At 68.0% G+C, this 19,244-nt stretch carries 9 protein-coding genes; 6 read left to right on the top strand and 3 right to left on the bottom strand.

What is annotated here, in order from left to right; genetic code table 11:
* Positions 1 to 26 precede the first annotated feature (26 nt).
* The 5 genes from DB30_RS06120 (at position 27) to DB30_RS06140 (ending at position 4,352) form a co-directional block, all read left to right on the top strand.
* A complete protein-coding gene (locus tag DB30_RS06120) occupies positions 27 to 803 on the top strand; it encodes a hypothetical protein (RefSeq protein WP_146658131.1) in 777 nt (258 codons plus the stop codon).
* A gap of 83 nt (positions 804 to 886) precedes the next feature.
* Positions 887 to 1,222, top strand: a complete 336-nt coding sequence (locus tag DB30_RS06125) for a TIGR02996 domain-containing protein (RefSeq protein ID WP_146658132.1) — start codon at positions 887 to 889, stop codon at positions 1,220 to 1,222.
* The gene (locus DB30_RS06130) at positions 1,215 to 1,886 is read left to right on the top strand and encodes a hypothetical protein (RefSeq protein ID WP_146658133.1); all 672 of its coding nucleotides are present in this window, start codon (positions 1,215 to 1,217) and stop codon (positions 1,884 to 1,886) included. Before DB30_RS06125 ends, DB30_RS06130 begins: the two co-directional genes overlap by 8 nt.
* A gap of 187 nt (positions 1,887 to 2,073) precedes the next feature.
* Positions 2,074 to 2,718 carry a hypothetical protein gene (locus DB30_RS06135; RefSeq protein ID WP_052547034.1) on the top strand — a complete coding sequence of 215 codons (645 nt, stop codon included), beginning with the start codon at positions 2,074 to 2,076 and terminating at the stop codon, positions 2,716 to 2,718.
* Positions 2,719 to 2,942: 224 nt separating this feature from the next.
* Entirely contained in the window at positions 2,943 to 4,352 is a 1,410-nt protein-coding gene (locus tag DB30_RS06140; RefSeq protein WP_146658134.1) for a TIGR00366 family protein, read from the top strand.
* Here the strand turns inward: DB30_RS06140 and DB30_RS06145 are convergent.
* Both DB30_RS06145 and DB30_RS06150 read right to left on the bottom strand, forming a co-directional pair.
* Positions 4,349 to 12,091, bottom strand: coding sequence for a transglutaminase domain-containing protein (locus tag DB30_RS06145; RefSeq protein WP_146658135.1), 7,743 nt, complete (start codon positions 12,089 to 12,091; stop codon positions 4,349 to 4,351). The two genes, DB30_RS06140 and DB30_RS06145, sit on opposite strands and share 4 nt — an antisense overlap.
* A 371-nt stretch (positions 12,092 to 12,462) precedes the next feature.
* Complete coding sequence (locus DB30_RS06150) at positions 12,463 to 13,497, bottom strand: RNA ligase family protein (protein WP_052547037.1); 1,035 nt, start codon at positions 13,495 to 13,497, stop codon at positions 12,463 to 12,465.
* 688 nt (positions 13,498 to 14,185) lie between these two features.
* Between DB30_RS06150 and DB30_RS06155 the strand changes: the two genes are divergently transcribed.
* Positions 14,186 to 16,408: a CapA family protein gene (locus DB30_RS06155; RefSeq protein WP_165703644.1), complete on the top strand. Its 2,223-nt coding sequence runs from the start codon at positions 14,186 to 14,188 to the stop codon at positions 16,406 to 16,408.
* A gap of 17 nt (positions 16,409 to 16,425) precedes the next feature.
* Here the strand turns inward: DB30_RS06155 and DB30_RS06160 are convergent, their stop codons facing one another.
* Positions 16,426 to 19,167 (bottom strand): CHAT domain-containing protein, encoded by a 2,742-nt coding sequence (locus tag DB30_RS06160; protein ID WP_052547039.1) that lies wholly within the window; start codon positions 19,165 to 19,167, stop codon positions 16,426 to 16,428.
* Between the last annotated feature and the right edge of the window lie 77 nt (positions 19,168 to 19,244).

The following is a 19,244-nucleotide window of genomic DNA, read 5'->3' on the forward strand; positions in this document are numbered from 1 at the left end:
TGGCGCTTGGAGCCAAAGTGGGCTTCATGGATTCCCGTCCCGCGAGCTTTGTCGCTGGCGCATGGCGTGAGGTGGTGCTCTTCAGGGTAGACGGCGAAGACTACTGTCGCGCCTTCACGCCACAGACAGAGTGGGACGATTGCAGCTTTATCGCGGATGAGGACGTCGTCCAGTGGAGCGTGCAGGAGCTGCTTGGGGTCGCGGTCGTGTCGTTCACCAACCCGGCCGCGCCACGGGTCGAACGAGTGCGCGTGCTCGAGGATACCTGCTCGCTCTTCGCCGCCTGTGGTGAAGTTGCGGGCACCATGAACACCTCCGCGCCAATGTGGTCGGAGATGGCCCGTATCGTGCTCGAGCACGCCGAGGTATCTGACGTCGACGGTGATGGGCAGCTCGAGATTGAGATCGTCACGAGCTACGTAGAGCTCACCACATTCGCTCAAGAACAAGCCGACGAGCCGTACGCCGACGAAATTTTCTCTCGTCGTCGGCTCACGGTGTTGCGCGGTGATCTGTCGCGCCAGCTCGACACCGACATTCACGTGGAGATGTTCGAGAGTACCCCTGGCGTGTTGCTTGAAGCGGACCGCATCCACGAGCGCTACACGCTCACACCCGACGGGCTGACGGCGTACTGGTGCGAGGTCGACGGTCAGTTCGCCATTCCCGCGCGGGAGTGCTCCAAACAGGTCTGTCCAGAGCCGACGACCCGGGCCCGGATGTCCTATGATGCGGCGAAGGACGCGTATGGAAAGGCGGAGATTGAGCAGTTGCGTCCCGTTGTCGACAGCTGTCCAGAATAGATCAACAGGGGGTCGTCTGGTGTACAGCCGTCCCGCGACTGGTGTGACCTTCAGTCGACATTGGAGGCTATGCTGGTGCTGCCATGGCCCTCGCGTCCAACCAGCAGCGACTGCTCGAGTCGATCTACGACGATCCTCGAGCCAACGACGCCCGACGTGTCTACGCCGACTGGTTGGTTGGCCGGGGGGACCCTCGCGGAGAGTTCATCCACCTTCAGGTCGACCGGTTTCGAGGACAGGCGACGGTCGAGCAGTTCGCCCGCGAGCGAGCGCTACTCGACCAGCACTGCGCTCGCGGATCACATCGTGTTCGAGCGCGGATTTGTAACACGCGTCGTTCTCAACTCCCAGAGTGTGGCGCGAGGGTGCCGGGTCCCGCAGACGGCTTGGTCGACGGTCGAGGAGTTGTTCATGCGTAACTCCGGGCAATGCGACGTGCCCAATGTGCTCGCGCCGCTTGTCGACGCGCCATGGATGGCGGGTCTGTGCCGTATCACTGCGCCCGTCGCCATGCTCGAGGCACTGACGACTTCTGCTCGGCGGCAGAGGTCAGGCATCACTGTGCTCGGGCAATGGTTCATGGACCCGCTCATGGAGCTGTGCGGACGCTTGCCGAAGCTCACCACCGTCGGCGTTTCGGCTAGCTATGGGACGCCAATTGCGTTTCTGCTTGCTCGACCGCCCCTGCGCGCCCGGGTCCGCCGTCTCGAGGTTCTGTGGTCGGACGACGCCGTCTGCAATCGCCCGGTCAGCGAGCTCGTCGAACTGGTCGAGGGATCGGTCTTCGACGAGTTTCGGTGGTACAGCGACGCGAGTCGTGGTGAGCTGGTGTTATACCGGACCGGCCCTGGTCGGTTTGGCGTGGTCGAGGGCGACGCCCACGTGCTCGAAGACTTGGACGTTCCCCCCGTGCCCGCGACCTTTGACAAGATAAGGGTATACTGGGCCAATGACCCCGATCCCGACCCCGACCACTACGATGGTGTGCGTGCTTTGGCCGAGCGGACCGGCGCGATACTCGAGATTGAGAAGGTCCCTGGCACCCGCTTGCTGCCGACACCGGAGGTGGAGAGTGCGGTGTGACCGTCTTGACTGGGTTCGTGGGTCCGACCACGGCGGGCTCCCAGTGGAGCAACGAGAGTTCGACCGGCAGCGCGGTCCGGTGTCGCGTTGGTCGCCGCCGATGCACAAAGGGGCGCGCCATCAGGGCCGCGTTCAAGGAAGCCGGGGCGCAGCGAAGCCTTTCGGTCATCGCCATTTAGGAGCACTCATGGCCACACCAGATGTCGTTCAATTCGTTTGTCTCAGCCAAGATCCCAGGACGGTCATTGAAGCCCTTGGTGGTGCCCTGGATACCCTGGATACCGAACTCGCAGCCATCGCCCGCCTTGGCTACGACACCGAAGACGGTCGCTTCGGATTTGAGGGCCAGGAGCAGCGGTGCACGAACTTCGCCGTCGCCGGCGCGCAGGTCGCAGACTGGGGTGACATTGCGCTGCAGCTCTTGCTTCCTCCTGGGGGGGGCGCCTGTTTCGTGTACCTGTGGCGTCAGCGAGAGACAACGTGTCTTTCTGTTGAACTCCACGCGGGCAATCTGTACTTCGAGAGCGAGGAGTGGGAAAATCTCCAGTGGGTCCGGAGCTTCCTCATTGCTACCAATGCCGCGCTAGGCACGGTTGGCTCGGCTTACGATGCCCACCGCGATGAACTCTTCGCTCCGTTGAATCTGGGCAAAATTCTCGAGGCGCTGCGAGCGGGGACATTGTTGGAGACCGTCCCCTTGTCTCACTACATGATTCGACACGATGTGATCGCCGCGAGGGAGATTCGAGCGCTGGTTGAAAGGGACGCTCCTCCGGGGTTTCGCTACTCAGAGACGACGACAGGGTACTATGTGCTGGACAATCTCTACTGAGCGGATACCACTCCTCTCGTTTCGGGACGCAACGCGGGGGTAGCGGTGCCATGCGCTCGCTACACCACGGACCACCCCGGGACCCAGACGGCACGACCGAGAGTCACCCCGCGTAGCGATTGACACTTCTCAGACTCCAAGATCAGTGCTGACTGACTCGCCGAGGCGTCCCACCAGCACCCCCCACCTCGACAACCCCCCAACCACCCGGCACCCTCCCCCCAATGCCCCTCCTCGCACGTCTAGGCCTAGCGTCCCGCCGCGGCTTCGGCCGCGTCACGCCAGACCCATTCGTGCTCGCCGTCGCGCTCTCGCTGCTCGCCCTGCTCACAGCGATCCTCGCCGGCGACTGGCCCGCCACCCCCGGCGCCGACCGCCTCGCGCTCCGCATCTCCGCCGGCCTCGAAGCCTGGGGCACCACCGGCCTATGGAAGCTGCTCAGCTTCGCCATGCAAATGGTGATGATGCTGGTCCTCGGCTCCGCGCTCGCCGAGGCCCCGGTCGTCCGCGCCGGGATCACCAAGCTCGCCCGCTTCGCCAGCACCCCCCGCGTCCTCGTGGCGATCACGGCCTGCGTCTCGATCGCGCTGGGCCTGCTCAGCTGGTCGCTCAGCCTGATCGGCGGAGCGATCCTCGCCCGCGAGGGCGGTCGCCAAGCCAAGCTCCGCGGCTGGCAGCTGCACTACCCCATCCTCTGCGCCGCCGCCTACTCGGGCCTCATGGTCTGGCACGGTGGGCTCAGCGGCACCGCGCCGCTCAAGGCCACCACCCAAAAGGACATGGTCGAGGTGCTTGGCGAGCAGCTCGCGGCCAAGGTCGGCACAATCTCGCTCGAGCACACGCTGCTCAGCCCGCTCAACCTATTCGTGAGCGTGGGCCTGCTGCTGCTTGGACCGCTGCTGTTCGCGGCCCTGACCCCGCCCGACGGTGAAGACCCCGCCCCACAACCCCAGAGCGACGATCTCGCCGAAGCCCCCCTCCCCGCAGATCCACCGCCCGCCGACACCCTCGAGCGAATCGAGCGCTCGCCCGTGGTCGTGTGGGCGCTCGCGTTTCCGCTGCTCGCGGCGCTGGTCGCCGGGGTCGCGCGCAAGGGCGTGTCGAGCATCGACCTCGACACCGTCAACCTCGCGCTGTGGGTGCTCGCGCTGCTGCTCCACGGCCGCCCGCACCTGTTCTTGGCGGCCTGCGCCAAGGGCCTGCGCAGCTGCACGGGGATCGTGCTGCAGTTCCCGCTCTACGCCGGGATCATGGCGGTCATGGCCGCGTCGGGCCTCTCGGCGCAGCTCACCAAGCTGGTCAGCTCAGCGGGTCCCACCTTGCTCGCCCCGGTGACCTTCCTGAGCGCGGGCCTGCTCAACCTCATGGTCCCCTCGGGCGGCGGGCAGTGGGCGGTGCAAGGCCCGATCATCATGCAGGCGGCGCTCGAGACCGGGGTGGATGCCGGTCACGTGCTCATGGCAATGGCCTACGGCGATCAATGGACCAACATGTTGCAGCCGTTTTGGGCGCTGCCCTTGCTCGCGGTCACGGGCGTGCGCGCCCGTGACATTGTTGGCTACACCGCGCTGTGGATGATCGCGGGCGGCGTGCTGATGGTGCTGGGCCTGGTCCTGTTCACGGCTTTAGGCTAGCGAGCAGCCGCCTCCACGGCGAGCACCTCGAATTGCCCAAGAGAGATCCGCGCGAGCACATCGACAACCGGCAGCCGAAGGTGCCCCGAGCCAACCGTGGTCGTGCCAGCGGTCGCGTCGATCTCGTGCCAGCGCTGGCCGTCGTGCCAGGCCGACCACGCGTGCGCGCCCATGTCGGCCCCGCCAGCAGACATGCCCTCTTCGAGCCGCGCCGGGATCCCGGCGATCCGCAGCAGCGTGACGGTGAGCAGCGCGTACTCGGTGCAGTCGCCCTTGCCGCGCTCGATCAGCTCGACGACGTTGGGGCTGTTCGGCGTGAGCTCGTACTGAATGTGCTCGTGCGCCCACGCAACAACCGCGGCGACGGTGGCCTCGTCGTCGCCAGCGACCTGCAGCTTCTTGACGATCTTGCGCAGCTGCTCGTCGTCGGCGCGGATCCGGCTGTCGAGCTCGAGCATGCGCTGGCGCTCGCTACCAACGAGCTCCTGGCGCGTCGAGGTGGGCACGGCCAGCGAGGGCAGCACGGTCAGGCGTAGCTCGTCTTCGTCAATGACCTCGGCGGTGATCCGCGGGTTGCCGTCGCGGAGCGTGCGACGTGCGAAGCCCTCGGCATCGTCGACGCGCAGGTGATAGACGAGGGTCGAGGCCAGCTCGTGGCGCCCGAGCGAGCGTGGGAGCATGCTGGCGTTTTGGACCTCCGGGCTGGCCACCCATTGATCGATGAGCGCGAGGTCCTGCTCGGACTCCGTCAGGTTCAGGCTGACCTTGGCGCTGAAGTTGGCCCGACTGTGCGCCTTGTTGTCGCTGGCGTCCCAGTCGGCCCGGACCTCGCTCTGGCGCATCAACCCAAGGATGCTGGCCCAGCCAAGCACGCCGTACTCGCGGCTCTGCCCGGGGTAGTGCTGGGCGAGCTCGCGGACGACCTTGGCGGCCCGGGCACCGTCTACCCGAAACAGACCAAAGGGGTCGGCGCCTTCGGTGATCGTGGGCGCGGGCCGGGCCTCAACGGCGGCAGCGAGCTCGGGGGTGGACGCGACGAACAGGGCGCCGTCGCGGATCAGCCACCACAATCCATCGTGTTGCTTGGCGTGGCCGGGCTCGAGTTCACCAAGGCCCGCGCGCTGCAGCGCCTTGCGAAGGTTGGCGTCGCGGGGGACCGCCAGGACCCAGTCCTGCCACAGCGAGTGGCCCACGTCGGGGTACCAACCCAAGAGCACGGCGGAGCCCTGCGCGACGACGTCTATTGGCGGCAGCTTGTCGGTGGCCGCGAGTCCGCACGGCTCTTCGCCGTCCGCGAGCGCGCGGAGCTGCTCAATGCTCAACGGCCCCGCGCCAACGTGCCCCCGGCAGCGCCGCCACGATGGGCCGTCAAACATCTCGTCGAGGTCGTCGGGCTCGAAGGCCAACCCGGCGAGGCTCACGGGTGACGCGGGCATCAGCTGGGCGAGCGCGCCCAGATCCCCGGCGGCGCTCGACTTACCCACGACTTGCCCCGAGAAGGCCAGACCTTCGGAGTCGAAGGCGACCTCGATCGAGAACTGCGCGAGGGTCTCTTGGTATTGCAGCGACTGCAGGGCGGCGCCGTCGTGCCAATCGCTGACGACCGTTGCAAACGCCGAGCTGGCGGCGAGCGACTCGACGCCGCGGGGGAGCTCGCGCAGGATCCTCTCGGCCACGAATTGATCCGAGAACACCAGCAGCCGATCATCAATGAACATGTACAGCTCCGAGTCGGACAGGAGCTGGTTATCGAAGATGCTGACGGTGGCGTACTGCTCGAGCTGGTGACCGGCGATCGTCCGAGTCAGCCGCACGCGCTCGCTGGTCAACCGCGCCGAGCCGCCCGTGTTGCTCTCGAGCGGGGCCTCGAGCATGTCCTGCAAGAAGACCGGGAGGACGCCCGCGACGAGCGGGAGCCCAACGGCCATCAGCGACATCGCCATGGGTGTGGCGACGCCGGCATCTTCGCCGGCCTCGCGGCGGCCAAGCACCTCGAGCACGGCGGCTCGATCGAGCACGGTGGCCGAGCAGGCGAACCGGCGATCACCACCGGGTGACACGCAGTCGATCGCCGCCCGGGTGTCGAGGCCGCCGGACTCGCGCAGCAGGGTGAACGGGCCCGCGACGAGGAGCTCGGTCACGAGCGCGCGGACGATCGTGGTGTCAATGCCGCTGCCCGGCGCGAGGCGGCGGAGCAGATCTTCGATGCTGGCGACGAACAGACCGAGCTGGCCCACACGGAAGTAGCTCCACTGATGGCCCGGCGCGAGCTCGGGGAGCGACAGATCGCGCAGCTGCTGGCGCGAGCGTGGGGCGGTCTTGGTTGCGCGGGCGCGGGCCCAGTCGGCGGCCCGGGATCCGGCGAGCAGGTCACCCTTGCTGAGCAGCTTGCGGCCGCGGTCATAGTCCTCGAGCACGCTCTCGAGGGCGCGGCGCGAGGAGCTGGCGCGGGTCTTGTCGCCGTCGGCTGGGTCGCGATCGACCGCTTCGATCAGGGCTTGCAGCCGCTTTCGATCCTGGCGGTCGAGCACGCTGCCAAGCTGAACGGCAAGGACCATGGCCAGGCCGCGATCGTCCTTGGTCGCGATTCCCGCCTTGCTCAGCGCGTCGGCTCGCTCGCGCAGCAGGGCGAGGTCCTTGGGGCCAGGCTCGCGCGCGAGGCTGTTGGCGGCCAGCAGCGCGTTGGTGTGGGTGCCCTCGCGCAGGACGGCGCGCAGCGACTCGAGGTCGACCCGCCCCGGGTTTGGCTCGCCGTCTGCGAGTGGCTCGAACTCGTCGAGCACGGCGCTCGCGGCCAGGGCCAGCGCGCGCACCCGGGTGTCGCCGCCAAGCATCTCGCGGGACAGCTGCTGGGCCTCGGCCGGGGGCAGCGCGGTGAGGACCTGCAGCAGACCGTAGGGCGCGAGCTTGTTGCCGGCTGTCAGCGCCGGGTTGGAGACGGCTTGTTCGTGTTGGTCGTAGAGCACGCGGCGGGCGTCGGTCAGCACGCGCTCGGGGTGGGTGGCCGTCGCTTGTCGGCCAAATTCATGGAGATCGGGATCGGCGTCGAGCAGGCTCGCAAGCGCGACGCCCTCGGCCGCGGGGGCCTGCGGCGTGGTGCAGGCGAGCAGCGCCCGGCGCTGCCAGGGGTCGCGGGTGGCGAGGAACAGATCGAGGAGCAGACCCGCCTCACGCCGTGGATCGAGGCCGTCGCGGGCGTCGGCGGCGAGCGGGCAGCTGGGCTTGGGGCCAGGGCGAGCGGCGCTCAGCGACGCTCGCCCGCGCAGCCGCGTGAGCGCGTCGGGCATGACGCTGTAGCCGCGCAGCGCCTCGGCCATGCCCGCCGACACAGACCAGTCGAGCGGGCGAACGCTGTCGCGGGCCAGCTTGATCCGCGGCGCGAGGCCAGCGAGATCTTCGGGCGTGGTTCGGGTGATCAGCACGAACACGCTGCCGCCCGTGGGCATGATCAGGCTGTGGACAACGCGGTCGCGCCTGGCCACAGCAAACTCGATCGCCGGTCCACCGTGCAGCTCGATCTCTCGTGACCACAGCAGCGAGTAGTCGTTGTTGAACCACGCGTCGAACCACTCCTCGGCGCAGTCCATGCCCATGCAGCGCGTGTCACGGGGGCTGTGCAACACCCACTGCTCGCGGATCGCCTCAGGGGGCGCCTCGTCCTCGTCTTCATCCTCGTCTTCATCCTGGGGCTTTGGCTTGCCGCCCTTGGTCGAAGTCAGCGGCTCGCTCACGCCAAGCCGATTCGCGTCGAGGGTGAGCGCGGCCGGAAAGAACAGCTCGGCGCTGGTGTCGACCCGAGCGTGACGCACGGGCTCGAGCTTGGCGATGCTGGCGTCATCGACCCGCGCGAGCGCTCGATCAAACGCCTCGGCGCTGCGGATCCAGTCGGGCAGGCCATCGTCGGCGCCGGTCAGCCGCGTGGGCATCACGGCGTCGCTGAGCCAAAAGTGATCAGGTTGCGCGAGCCGGGCGTGGGCCAGGGCGCGCGTCGACGCTTCGAGCTCCCCCGGCTCGCTCAGCAACGGCAGCGCGTCGAGCATGATCAACGGGTTGTCGGGGTGCAGCGCGACGAGAGATCGCGCCCGCGCGCGGGTCTGATCCGTCACCCGTGGGCCGCGCTGGCTGACCAGGCGGACCCACTCGAGCACGTGGCTGTTGGGGTGGGCCTGGGCGAGCGCTTCGAGCTCTTGCGGGCCGCGAGCTTCCCCGCGCGCGCGCAGGATCTCGATCATCGCGTCGCGGGGGATCTTGCGCTGGTCAAGGTCGTCGCGGATCAACGCCGACAGCGAGAGCGTGAGCAGCCCGATCGCGCGCAGCTCGGCCTCGTCCTCGGTCTCGGCCAAGGCGACGCTGTTCAACATCCACGCCTGGTGATGCACGAAGCGCGGCGTGGCCTCGGGGTCGTCTGGATCTTGCGCGGGGAGCCACGCGAGCATGCGCTGGGCGTAGCGATCCGCGGCGTCGAGATCGAGCCCACGCAACGCCGAGATCGCCGCGAGCGCCTGGGCCCGCGGGTCCCCAGTTGGGAGCCAGTTGAAGGTCTGCTGACGCAGCAACGGCCCGCGCATCTGGGCTTGAAGCAGCTCGCTGCTCATGACCTCGCGCGCGACGCTGCCAAGCCCGAGCTGCGCGATCCGGGTGTTGGCGCCGCGGGTGTGATCGCCCTGCTTGGTGTGCCACAGCGACTCGTAGTAGAGCCACCAAGGATCACGCTGCAGCGCCGGTGAGGCCGCGGCGGTCGTGAAGAATTGCGTAAGATCGAGGCCCCGCGCGCGCGCCCGCTCGGGCTCGTTCAAGGCCAGGTAGGCGAGCTGCTTGGCGATGAAGGGGTCGCTCGTTCGCAGCCATAGCTCGACGCAGCGCTCGATCCCCCGCTCGGGATCTTCGAGGTCCGCGAGGTAGTTGCACGCGTACGCAGCCAGGCCGGGGTCGGTGAGCGGCGCCAAGAAGCGCTCGAGCAACGGCTCCGGGTTGGCGTTGAACAGCTCGCGTTGAACGATTGCCCACTCCAGCTCGGGATCCAGCGCCCCGCGGGCCCGGATCTCGGCCATGCGCAGGGCCGCGTGCAGGGGCTCCACGCTGCGACGGTAGCCGTAGGGCTGGGGGGTCTTTGCGTGGACCTGGGCGAGGCCCGCGTCGTCGCCAAGCAAGTAGGTGAGCCACAGCTCGGTCTCGAGCTCAGCCGCGCGGTCTTTGGGGGCCAGGGCGTCGAGCCACGCGAGCTGCTGGGCCGCGACGACCTTCGCATCAGCCAGGCTCGTCTGCCCACGCAGCTGGCGCTGCAAGTAGAAGTAGCCGCGGCGGGCGAAGGTGGGCAGCGACGCCGCGAGCTCCGGGTGCGCGATGACGGCCTCGGGGTCGTCGCGGGTGAGCCACACAGTCGTGAGCTGGGCTTCGTCGATCTTGCCGGTGGCCCTGGCTTCGATCAGCTCATCGAGTTTCCAGTAGACCTGCGGGAGCGCGAGCAAGACGTCGGAGATCGCCTGCGAGGCTTCGAGCTTCTCCGCTTGGGCGCCAAGCGTGCGCAGCGAGGCGTCGAGGGCCTCGGTCGAGCGTGGATCGAGACGCAGCAGCTCGAGGTACAGCGCGTGCGCGCGGGCCGTGTCGCCAGCGGCCTCGGCGATCCGCGCGCGGACCAAGGTTGGCAAGAACTGGGGCTCGCCGTCGGCTTCGGCGATCGCCAAGGCGCGGTCGCGCAAGCGCGCGTTGCCAGCGAGATCAGCGGCCAACGCCAAGCGAGATGCGATCGCGATCTGGACAGGGCCGTTGAGCTCATCGAGCAGCGGCGCGAGCTCGGCGGCCCCAACATCGAAGGCGCCACGCCGCGCGTAGCCAAGGCCGCGCGCAACTCGAGCGAGGTGCGAGGGGCCCTTGAAGGTCTCGGCGATCTGACTGAGATCTTGCCACTGCCAGGGCGACAACATTCGCGCGGCTTCGTGGTGATCCGTCAACAGCTCGTTCGACCAGGACCCAAGCTGCTCGACGCTGATCCGCCCCGCGTCAAAGTCGTCGAACACCAGCTGCGCGAACAGGCGATCGCTGTCGGTCAAGAGCGAGCCAAAGCGCGCCAGCCGAGCGCGCGCCCGCTCGAGCTCACCGGTGGTGATCTCGGCCCACAGCGCGCTGGTCTGGTAGCCGGTGGTCATGGCCACGCGCGTGTCGGCGAAGGCCTCGAGCTGCTCGAGCGCCGCGCTTCGTTGCTCGAGATCCAGCCATTGGACCGGCGCGAACCATGTGGCGCGGGTGTTGGGTGAGACCGCCAGCGCGTCGAGGGCCTCGTCGAATTCTTCCTCACCCCACTGCAGCGGCGCGAGCTCCTCGACCAGCTCGGCGCAGTCCTCATCCACCAAGCCGCGCTCATGGCAGATCGTCAGCAGCCCGCCAAAGTCTGGGTCCTGCCCGACCGCGGCGGCGAGGGCCTGGTTGCGCGCGCGTCGGGGAGCCTTGCTAGAGCGCGCCGCCGACACGAGCGCCGCCATCGAGCTGCGCGGCAGGCCGTGGCCCTTGGCCTCGGTCACCAGCTGGGTGCTGGCCTCGCGGGCAAGGGCAACGTGACCGGCCGGGGCGAGCTCGGCATCGAACGCGCTCAACCAACTCGACACCGAGGTCGACCGGCGGGCGCGGGCCCGGCGATACCAGCTCGAAAACAGCGAGCGTCCTGCTTCAGTCCCAGTCTCGAGCTCGACCATGGCCATGAGCGCGTCGGCGAGCTGGCGCTCGTCGGCGGTGGCTGGCGCGTCGGCGACCGATTCCAAGAGCTGCCCCGCGTCGCCAAAGCCACCATCGCGGAGCATGAAGCGGGCGCGAACCAGGGCCAGCGCGAGGCAGTCTGGCGCGCCGCGGTGGCGCAGGAGCATGCGGGCGTGGGCGCCGAGCGGGTCGGCGCCATCAGGCGAGAGATCGGGGAGCAACTCGGGGTCGGCCTCGAACGCGCCGCGGTCGAGAGCGGCAAGGGCAACCTGGGCTGCGAGCGCGTCGACGTCGATTGGATCGGCGCGCAGGATCATCTGAACCCGCGCCGCGAACAGCTCGCTGTCGTGCGCTTCGCTGGCGCGGTGGGCTTGGCCCCACAGCAAGTCCACGGCCACGGGCCCGAGCTTGGCGAGGGTCTTGGGCGCGAGTTGGGCCGCCCGCTCTGCGCCGGACTCTGCGGACGGACCGCTGGACCCGCGCAGCCGCTGCAGCCCCGCGCGGCTGGCCTCGTCGCCGCGCATGGCCTCCCACAGCCGATCGTACCCCCACGCGATCGATGCATACCCCGTCAGCCGAACGGCGCGCGCGATCGCCTTGCGCTCGCGCCTGGGTGCGGCCATGAACTGCGCCGCCTCGAGCACCAGCGAGCCGTCGAGCACCGCATCACCGATCCCAACGGCGAAGCGGGCGGCCTCGTCGAGCTCGCCCATTACCCGCTCGAGCTCGGCTTCGTCTGCGCTCTCGAGTCGGGCGATCGCATAGCGACCGCGCGCCGCGAGCAGCTGCGCGCGGGCAAACGCCGCGGCCTCGTCATGGTTGCCCAGCGCCAACGCCACCCGTGCACCCTCGCGGGCGCGCGAGCCATCGCTATCGCCCCTGAAGTCCTCGGGTGAACCCAGCGCGATCCGTTGGCCGACGAGCGCGTCGTCGAGCTCGGCGAACTGCGTGGCGACATCGACCCGAGCGAAGCTGCACCCACTTGGCGCGAAGCCAAGCAGCGCGAGCAAGGGCACACAGATCCAGGAGCGAAGCCGACCTCTCGTCATCTGCGAACTCCAATAGCACACCACGGGTGCCGATAGCTCGCTCTTCTTCGCGGAACGGAGATCGGAATCAAGAGCGTCGCCCGGGACCGAAGTCCCAGGCGACGCAACCGAGGCGGCGAAGTCCAAGGTCTCGGTGAGACCACAACCGGACACGTAAGTGGAGAGGTACCCGGTGGCTGCAGGTGGCCAGACAAGAGCCCCCTGCTAGGGGGCCAATCATGCCCCTGCGAACAAACGCCCCACTGGGAGCGAGCGAAGCGAGTGACCGCGAGGTGCGAAGGCGGCTGTGGGGGTCATAGAAGGCCTGCGAGGTGCGAAGGCGGCTGTGGGGGTCATAGAAGGCCTGCGAAGTGCGAAGGCGCCTGTGGGGGTCATAAGCTGATACGCTTCACGAAGAAGTTCTTCGCTTTCGTGGTGACCGCTCGGCTGACGGTCTTCCACTCGAGCCCGCTGGCCTCGAGGTCGCTCGAGCATTCGCGCTTCACGTCCTGCCCGACCCACTGCAGGAAAAACCGCATGTTCTTCATCTCGAGCGAGTGGCCCTGCTCGCCCAGCGTGTCCAGGCCCTGCTCGAGGCGGTTGTCCGTGACCGCGAACTCGATGAACGCCTCGATGCCCGCGAGCACCTCTGGGTCGATCTGCGGCCCTTGCGACTTGGTCCGCTTGGTCCCCTTGTGCTGCTCACCCTTGGTCTTGAAGTACAGCCCCGTGTGGCCCCAGTGCGGCCCGATCGGGGTCCAGACCAGACCCTCGCCAATGCCCTGGATCCCAAACCGGGCCCCCCACGGGCACTGCGCTTCAACGGCTTGGGTCAGCGCCTCGGCCCGGCTCGCGGCCTCGAGCTTGCTCTCGCGCGAGTCGAAGTCAATCCCAAGCTCGTGGGTTGGCGCGTCAAACACCGAGTGAATGTCCGCGTCGGCGTAGGCATTTTCAAACGGGCCGATCACGTCGAGGTAGCCAGCGTCGTGGTCGGTCTCGTCCTTCAGGATCCGGGCCGCAAACACCACCCATTGCCGAGCTGGAAGCGCGTTGACGGCCGTCCCCTTCTGGATACCCGGGCCCACGAACTCGCCAAAGATCGTGACCGGGGTCGCCGCGTCGAGGCCCCCGGCCGCGCGAACCGAGGCCTCGATCGCCCGAACCGCGGCGACCCGCTGCGGCTCCGCCATCCAAGCCGCGAACCCAGCGTTGTCGTCGCCAACGGTGATGACCCGCGACCGCGATTGCATCACCAGACCCTCTGGCGAGCAATTTACGCCCGCGTTGGTCCCGTGGAGCTTGACCGTGGCGCGGAATTTTACCGGGGTTCGGATCTTGTGGATCTCCGGGCAATCCGGGTTTTCGTTGGTAATCTCGATGTAGCGGGCGACTTGATGGAGCGCTTCGATGTGCGTGAATTTTTGCATGGCATGGTTCCTTTCTGGGTTGGTTGGACGGTGGGTTTGGAGGGCGAGAAAATGAGAAGAGCGCCGCGGAAGCTAGGCTCCGGGCGCTCGGCGGCTCGAGATTTACGGTTGCGATTAACCGCTCGAGACCCCGGCAGCGCCAGCTCCCCACAACAATGAGCACGCACTTGTTGGCGCGCTCGAGCGTGTGGGAGGGAGGTGGCGTGCGTACATACGAGGCCTCGACGCGCTGGTTTACTCGCACTGTCTCTCTGTGTCAAGCCAGCTTCTACGCGAGCGCGCGAGGTCTTCGCTCGCGTGGGGGCGAGAAGCCTCGTCCGAGCTGCGCACGCCGATCTCGTGTGTATGTGGACGTGACATTGTTGTCTACACGGCGACCCGTGATGGGCTGCGCGCGGAACCAAGCGCTGGTGGGTATCGCACGATTCGGATAGACGGTGCTCATTTTCGATCATGCGCATTTCTCTGACTGTGGCGAATCTCCCCACCTCTGAAAATTGCCTGAATCCGCATACAAATTAGCAAGTACGAGCATCACTGATGTTATCACCAGAGGCCAACGCCGCCACGACTCTCAACAAATTACGACTGTTCATCATCCCATATTATGGTAACGGTAGGCACACGATCGGGCTCAAATTAAGCGAACCCAACAATGCACTTCAAAACACTACCAGCCATGCCAACCATGCTCCATTCCCCCCGCACGCAGGCTCGCTGGGCTGGCCTGACAGCCGGGCTCCTCGTGTCGCTCGCCGTCGCGTCCCCGGTTCAGGCTGGGTATCAGTTCGACGACGACGAGAGCGACTATCAAGATCTGGTCCTGGCCACCCCGATCGCGCTCGAGGGCCGCGTCATCGATGCCCAGGGCATGCCGATCATGGGTGCGCAGCTACGGTTGATCGCGTGGGGCGACAGCCTGATCAACGATGGTGAAGCAACGATGGCGTGGGAAGCCGGGGACTTCCAGCTGGCCGGCCTCGCCCGCCGCAACGTGCTGCTAGAAGTCAGCATGGACGGCTACTACACAGAGATCTTGCCGGTCAGTCTTCAGGTCGAGCTTGGCGAAGCCGCTGTGGATCTTGGCGATATCGAGCTCGTCGCTGAGCAATTCGGTCGCGCGCGCCTGACCTTTGGCGGCGACACGATGTTCGATCGGCGCATGTTCGACGACGGGGTCCTACACCTCAACAACCTGAGCGAGGACACCCAGGCGCTGTTTCGCTACATCCAGCCGCTGCTGCAGGCCGACGACCACACCTCGATCAACCTCGAGACCCCGGTCACCGACGACTTCTCGACCCCCCACCCCAACAAGTCCTACGTATTCGCCGCCTACCCCGAGAGCGCCGCCGAGCTGCCCGGGGTGGGGATTGACTCGGTCTCGCTGGGCAACAACCACATTTACGACTATCTCGAGATCGGCGTGTCCGACACGCTGTTTCACCTCGACGCGATCGGCCTGCCCTACTTTGGCGCTGGCATGAACCCGAACGCCGCGGCCGCCACAAAGCTGCGCTCGGACATCAACGGCGTCGAGATCTCCCTGCAAGGGTTTAGCAACTTCATTGGCTACTCCTACGGGCCGCTGTATGAGGTCGTGACCCGCAGCAATCCGTTCAAGGCTGGTGCCCTGCCCTCGTTCTCGGCCAACTTGGATGACTTCGTCGACACCGAGGTCGCGGCCGGCCGGTTTGCGATTCCCGTGATCCATGGCGGCGACGAGTACAAGTGGGTGCAGAACTCGGGCAGCCACTACGACTTCGAGCGGCTCGTCGACCACGGCGCCGGGCTGGTGATCGCTCACCACCCGCACGTCGCCCACGGGGTCTCGGTGATCGACGCTGGCGACGGCCCGCGCTTCGTGTTTGGCTCGCTCGGCAACCTCGTGTTCGATCAAGAGGTGTACGAGACCATGCGCTCGTACCTGGCGATCGTCGACATCAACGAGGGTCCCAGCGGCCCGGAGGTCGAGCGGGTCCAGCTCGCGCCCTATCGGCTGGACGGCTACATTCCCCGCCCGCTCGTTGGCGCGGGGTTGGCCGACATGGGCCGCCACCTCGCGCACCTGTCCACCGCCGAGGCGCCGGTCAGCGGGTTTGGGCGCGCGGTGGTGTTCGCAGAGGGCGGTCGCCTGGTCGTCGCCGCCGACGAGAGCGACGTGCAGACCACGGACCTCATTGACGCACGCTCGCTCACGGTGGCCAGCGGCTCAACCGGGCTCGTCTCGCTGGATCCCTATACCGATACCGACGCGCTCGCGGCGTTGTCGAGCAGCGCGGCCGCGACCTGCGAGCTTGGCCTGGACCTGCTCGGGATCGGCGACTTCGAAGATCCCGACGTCGACGACGCCTACCTCGAGGGTGATCTGTGGGTCCAGTCCAGCGCCCGCTACGTGCAGGGCAGCGAGACGTACAATGGCAACGGCGCGGCGGTGCTGCTGCGCAAGTCAACCTACAACGACCGCACCAGCTTGTGGATGGGCAACAAGGTCGAGATCAAGGGCAACCGCCCGATCACGGTCGCCGGCTGGCACAAGGGCGACAACGCGGGTGAGTTCCGCATCACGGTGCGCTGGCTCAGCTCGGCGGGCAACACGGTCGCGCATACGACCGAGTATCAGAATTTTAGCGCCAACTATGACTGGTCGCGCTTCGCTATCAACCTGACCCCGCCAAATGGTGCGGACTCGATGCAGGTTTACTATCGGCACTATCCACCGAACAGCGGCGGCGAGGGCCAGGTGTTCCTCGACGACCTCAGCTACATCGAGTGGGATCCAAACACCGTCGCGGTCAACTCTCAGGCGGTCAGCTTGGCAACGCCAAACGCGTGGGACTTCGTGCGCTGCAGCGCGGGCAATGGGCCGCTCAGCCTCAACCTGACCCACCGCGTGTACGAGAGTAACTGAGCGAGCAGAGCTCAGCTTCAGGGCACGACGACGCGAAACGCCTGCCAGCCGGGGACCCCCTCGCTGCGCAGGCGTAGCTGCGTGTCGCGCAGCGCAGCGGCGCCGTCGAGCTGTTCGGGCGGAGCGAGCCGTGCAGCGGCGCCGGTCGCTTGTTCGTAGAGCGACACCCCGATCTCTCGCGCCAGGGCGTCGTCAACCTTGCCGTCGGCGGCCAGCACCCAGCGCGCGCCCGCCAGCACGAACGCCCGCCCGAGGTTCATCCCGCCCGCGAGGGTCTGATCGTCAACGGTCGCGGTGTCACACCCAGATAGAACGACGGCGGCTGGTACCCGCGGCAGCGCGAGGATGTCGATCACGCTGAGCTGGTCGCTGTCGTGCAACACCAGCGCGGCCTCCCAGCCGCCTGGGCCGCCGTGGGTGCCGTGGCCGGCGTAGTGAAGCAGCGCCGCCCCCGGCAGCGACTGGCTCAGCGCCGGGCCCGTGGCCGCCGCGCCGTTGAAGTGCTCGACCTCAAAGCCGCGCGCGAGCAGGCCACGCTCGACCTCGATCGCCTCGGACTGCGCCTGCGGAAGATCGTTGGACGGGTTGGCGACGACGACCGCTCGCGCTGGTTCGACCGCGCTTGGGCCCGTGTGTGGGCGCGTCGACAGGTCGAGGGCGTAGACGATCGGCGCGGCGTGTAGCAGCACGCCATCCTCGAACGCGAGCGCGTGGAAGGCCAAGCCCCAGCCCGCGCCAGTTGGGATCACGCGGATCTGCTTGGCGGCCCGCAGGCGCGCGGAGATCGGTGCCAGGACCTGCTCGGCCCACGCGTGGTCGGTGTGGCCGTCCACGGGCGGGTCCGCGGCCGCGGCCACGCTGACACCTTCGCTGTCGGCGACGAATACCCATGAGCCGCCCCCGCCCGCGGGAAACTGCATCAGCGTGAGTTCATCGGGGCGGATCGGCGGCAGCGTCTCGCAGCCCGGCGGCTCGCGCTGATCAGCGACGATCCCCAGCGCGAGGTCGAGCAGGGCCATGGCCTCCGTCATCCGGGCGGCGCGTCGGCTCTCGCGACGCTCGCGCTCCGGCGCGGAGAACTGCCAGTCTTCCCGACGCTCGGCCGCCAGCTGGTCGCGCGCGGCGACGAACCGAAACAACAGGTCTTCGCGATCGGCCCGTTGGCTGGGGCTGAGGCTCGCTATCCGGGCCGCACGATCGATCGTGCGCAGGGTTCGGCCGCGAGCCAGCCGCGCCCGACAAAACGCCTCGTCAACCCTTCCAGTCTGGATCAGCAGATCGACGAGACCCTCGGCGCTGGCCCGCTTGCCGAACAAGAACAACTCGCGGCCTGGATCAACCCCGACGCTGGTGAGCGTGTCCTCGAGCAACAGCTCGGCGACCTCGAGCGAGTCGATCGCGGCCTCGCGCAGCCCGTAGGCCTCGAGGGTCCGCGCGTGGCGAACCGTGGCGATCCAGCGCAACCCCGGCTCGCCCTCGCCGATCTCCGGGCGGCCAACGAGCGGCGGGATCAGCTGCTCGCGCCCGGTCGCAACGCCGATCTGCGCCTCGATCTCTGCGACCCAGGGCTGCAGGTACGTGGGCACGCCCGCGACAATGGCCTCGCTGATCCACGCCCAGGCCTCCTCGGGTTCGTGCTCGGCGAGCGCGACCAAGGCCAGGTTCACGCGCGCGGCGTTGTAGGGATCCGGGCACCGACCCGCAGCATCCACCGCGGCGAGCTGCGCCTCCATCAGCTCACGCGGTGGATCGTGAGGGAGCCCGGCCTCGGCCAAGAGCAGGTGGATCCAGCCAACGTTGCCCTGCGCGCGCGCGCGATCCTTGCAGCTCACGCCCGGCGCCGCGGCGCTGGCTTCCACGTCGCGCGCGACCTCCAGCGCTTCGTCGCCGCGACCAAGCTGGGCCAGCGAGGTCGCCAGCTGTTCGCTCGCAGCCAAGGTGGTTCGAAACATTCCCAGCCGCTCGGCCCCGCGGCGCGCCTCCTCGAGCGCGCGCACCGATCCGCCAAGATCCCCGGTCAGGGCCGCGAGCACGCCGCCGTAGTAGTCCCCCCACACCCTCGCCTCGGGCAGCTTGGCGCCCGCGTGCTCGAGGGTCTCGACCCACTCGTGCGCACCGGCCAGATCACCGTTTTGCATGCGCAGAGCCGCCGCCGCTGCGGCGCAGTCGGCGAGATCGCGGGTCCGCCCGATCGAGCGCGCGAGCGTGGCGGCTTGCTCGGTGCGCACCAACGCTTGGTCGGGGTCGACGCCACCAAGCAGTCGCCGCAGGCGCTGCAACACCGCGAGCTGCTGGGTCGGAGCCAGCGCGCCGCCCTCGAGGGCGGCGCCCAGCATCTCAATCGCCTGACGGGGGTCGCCGCCGCGGCTGAGCTGCTCGGCGCGCGCGAGCTCGGCCACGATCGGCTCTCGGACCAGGGTCAGCTCGAACGGAGCGGTCCACGGCGGCTCGATGCCCTCGATTTGAACGGCGCCGGCCGTGGCGGCCACGGGCAGCGCGAACCGCTGCCCGCCATCGACCGCCAAGCTCTGGGTCTCGAGCCGCGTCCCATCCACGCTGACGCGCAGCTCCGCCTTGGCCTGGATGTCGACCCAGACCTGCAGCGTCGCGTCGCTGCCCTCGTCGAGGTGACATGTGCCAGGCTCGATGTGACGGCAGCCCGCGAGTTCGATCGTGGGTGGTGGCACGGCAGCCAACACGAGCTGCTCGCGCGCGGCCCCTTCGGCCGCGGACTCCCGCTGGCAAGCGCTGGCCAGCAAGGCGAGAACGCTCGCTGCCAGGGGTGCACCCGTCCACCAACGCCGACCGCGAGCGGGCGAGGAGCCGCGCCGGAGCT

Source organism: Enhygromyxa salina (genome assembly GCF_000737335.2).
GTDB classification, from domain to species: domain Bacteria; phylum Myxococcota_A; class Polyangia; order Nannocystales; family Nannocystaceae; genus Plesiocystis; species Plesiocystis salina_C.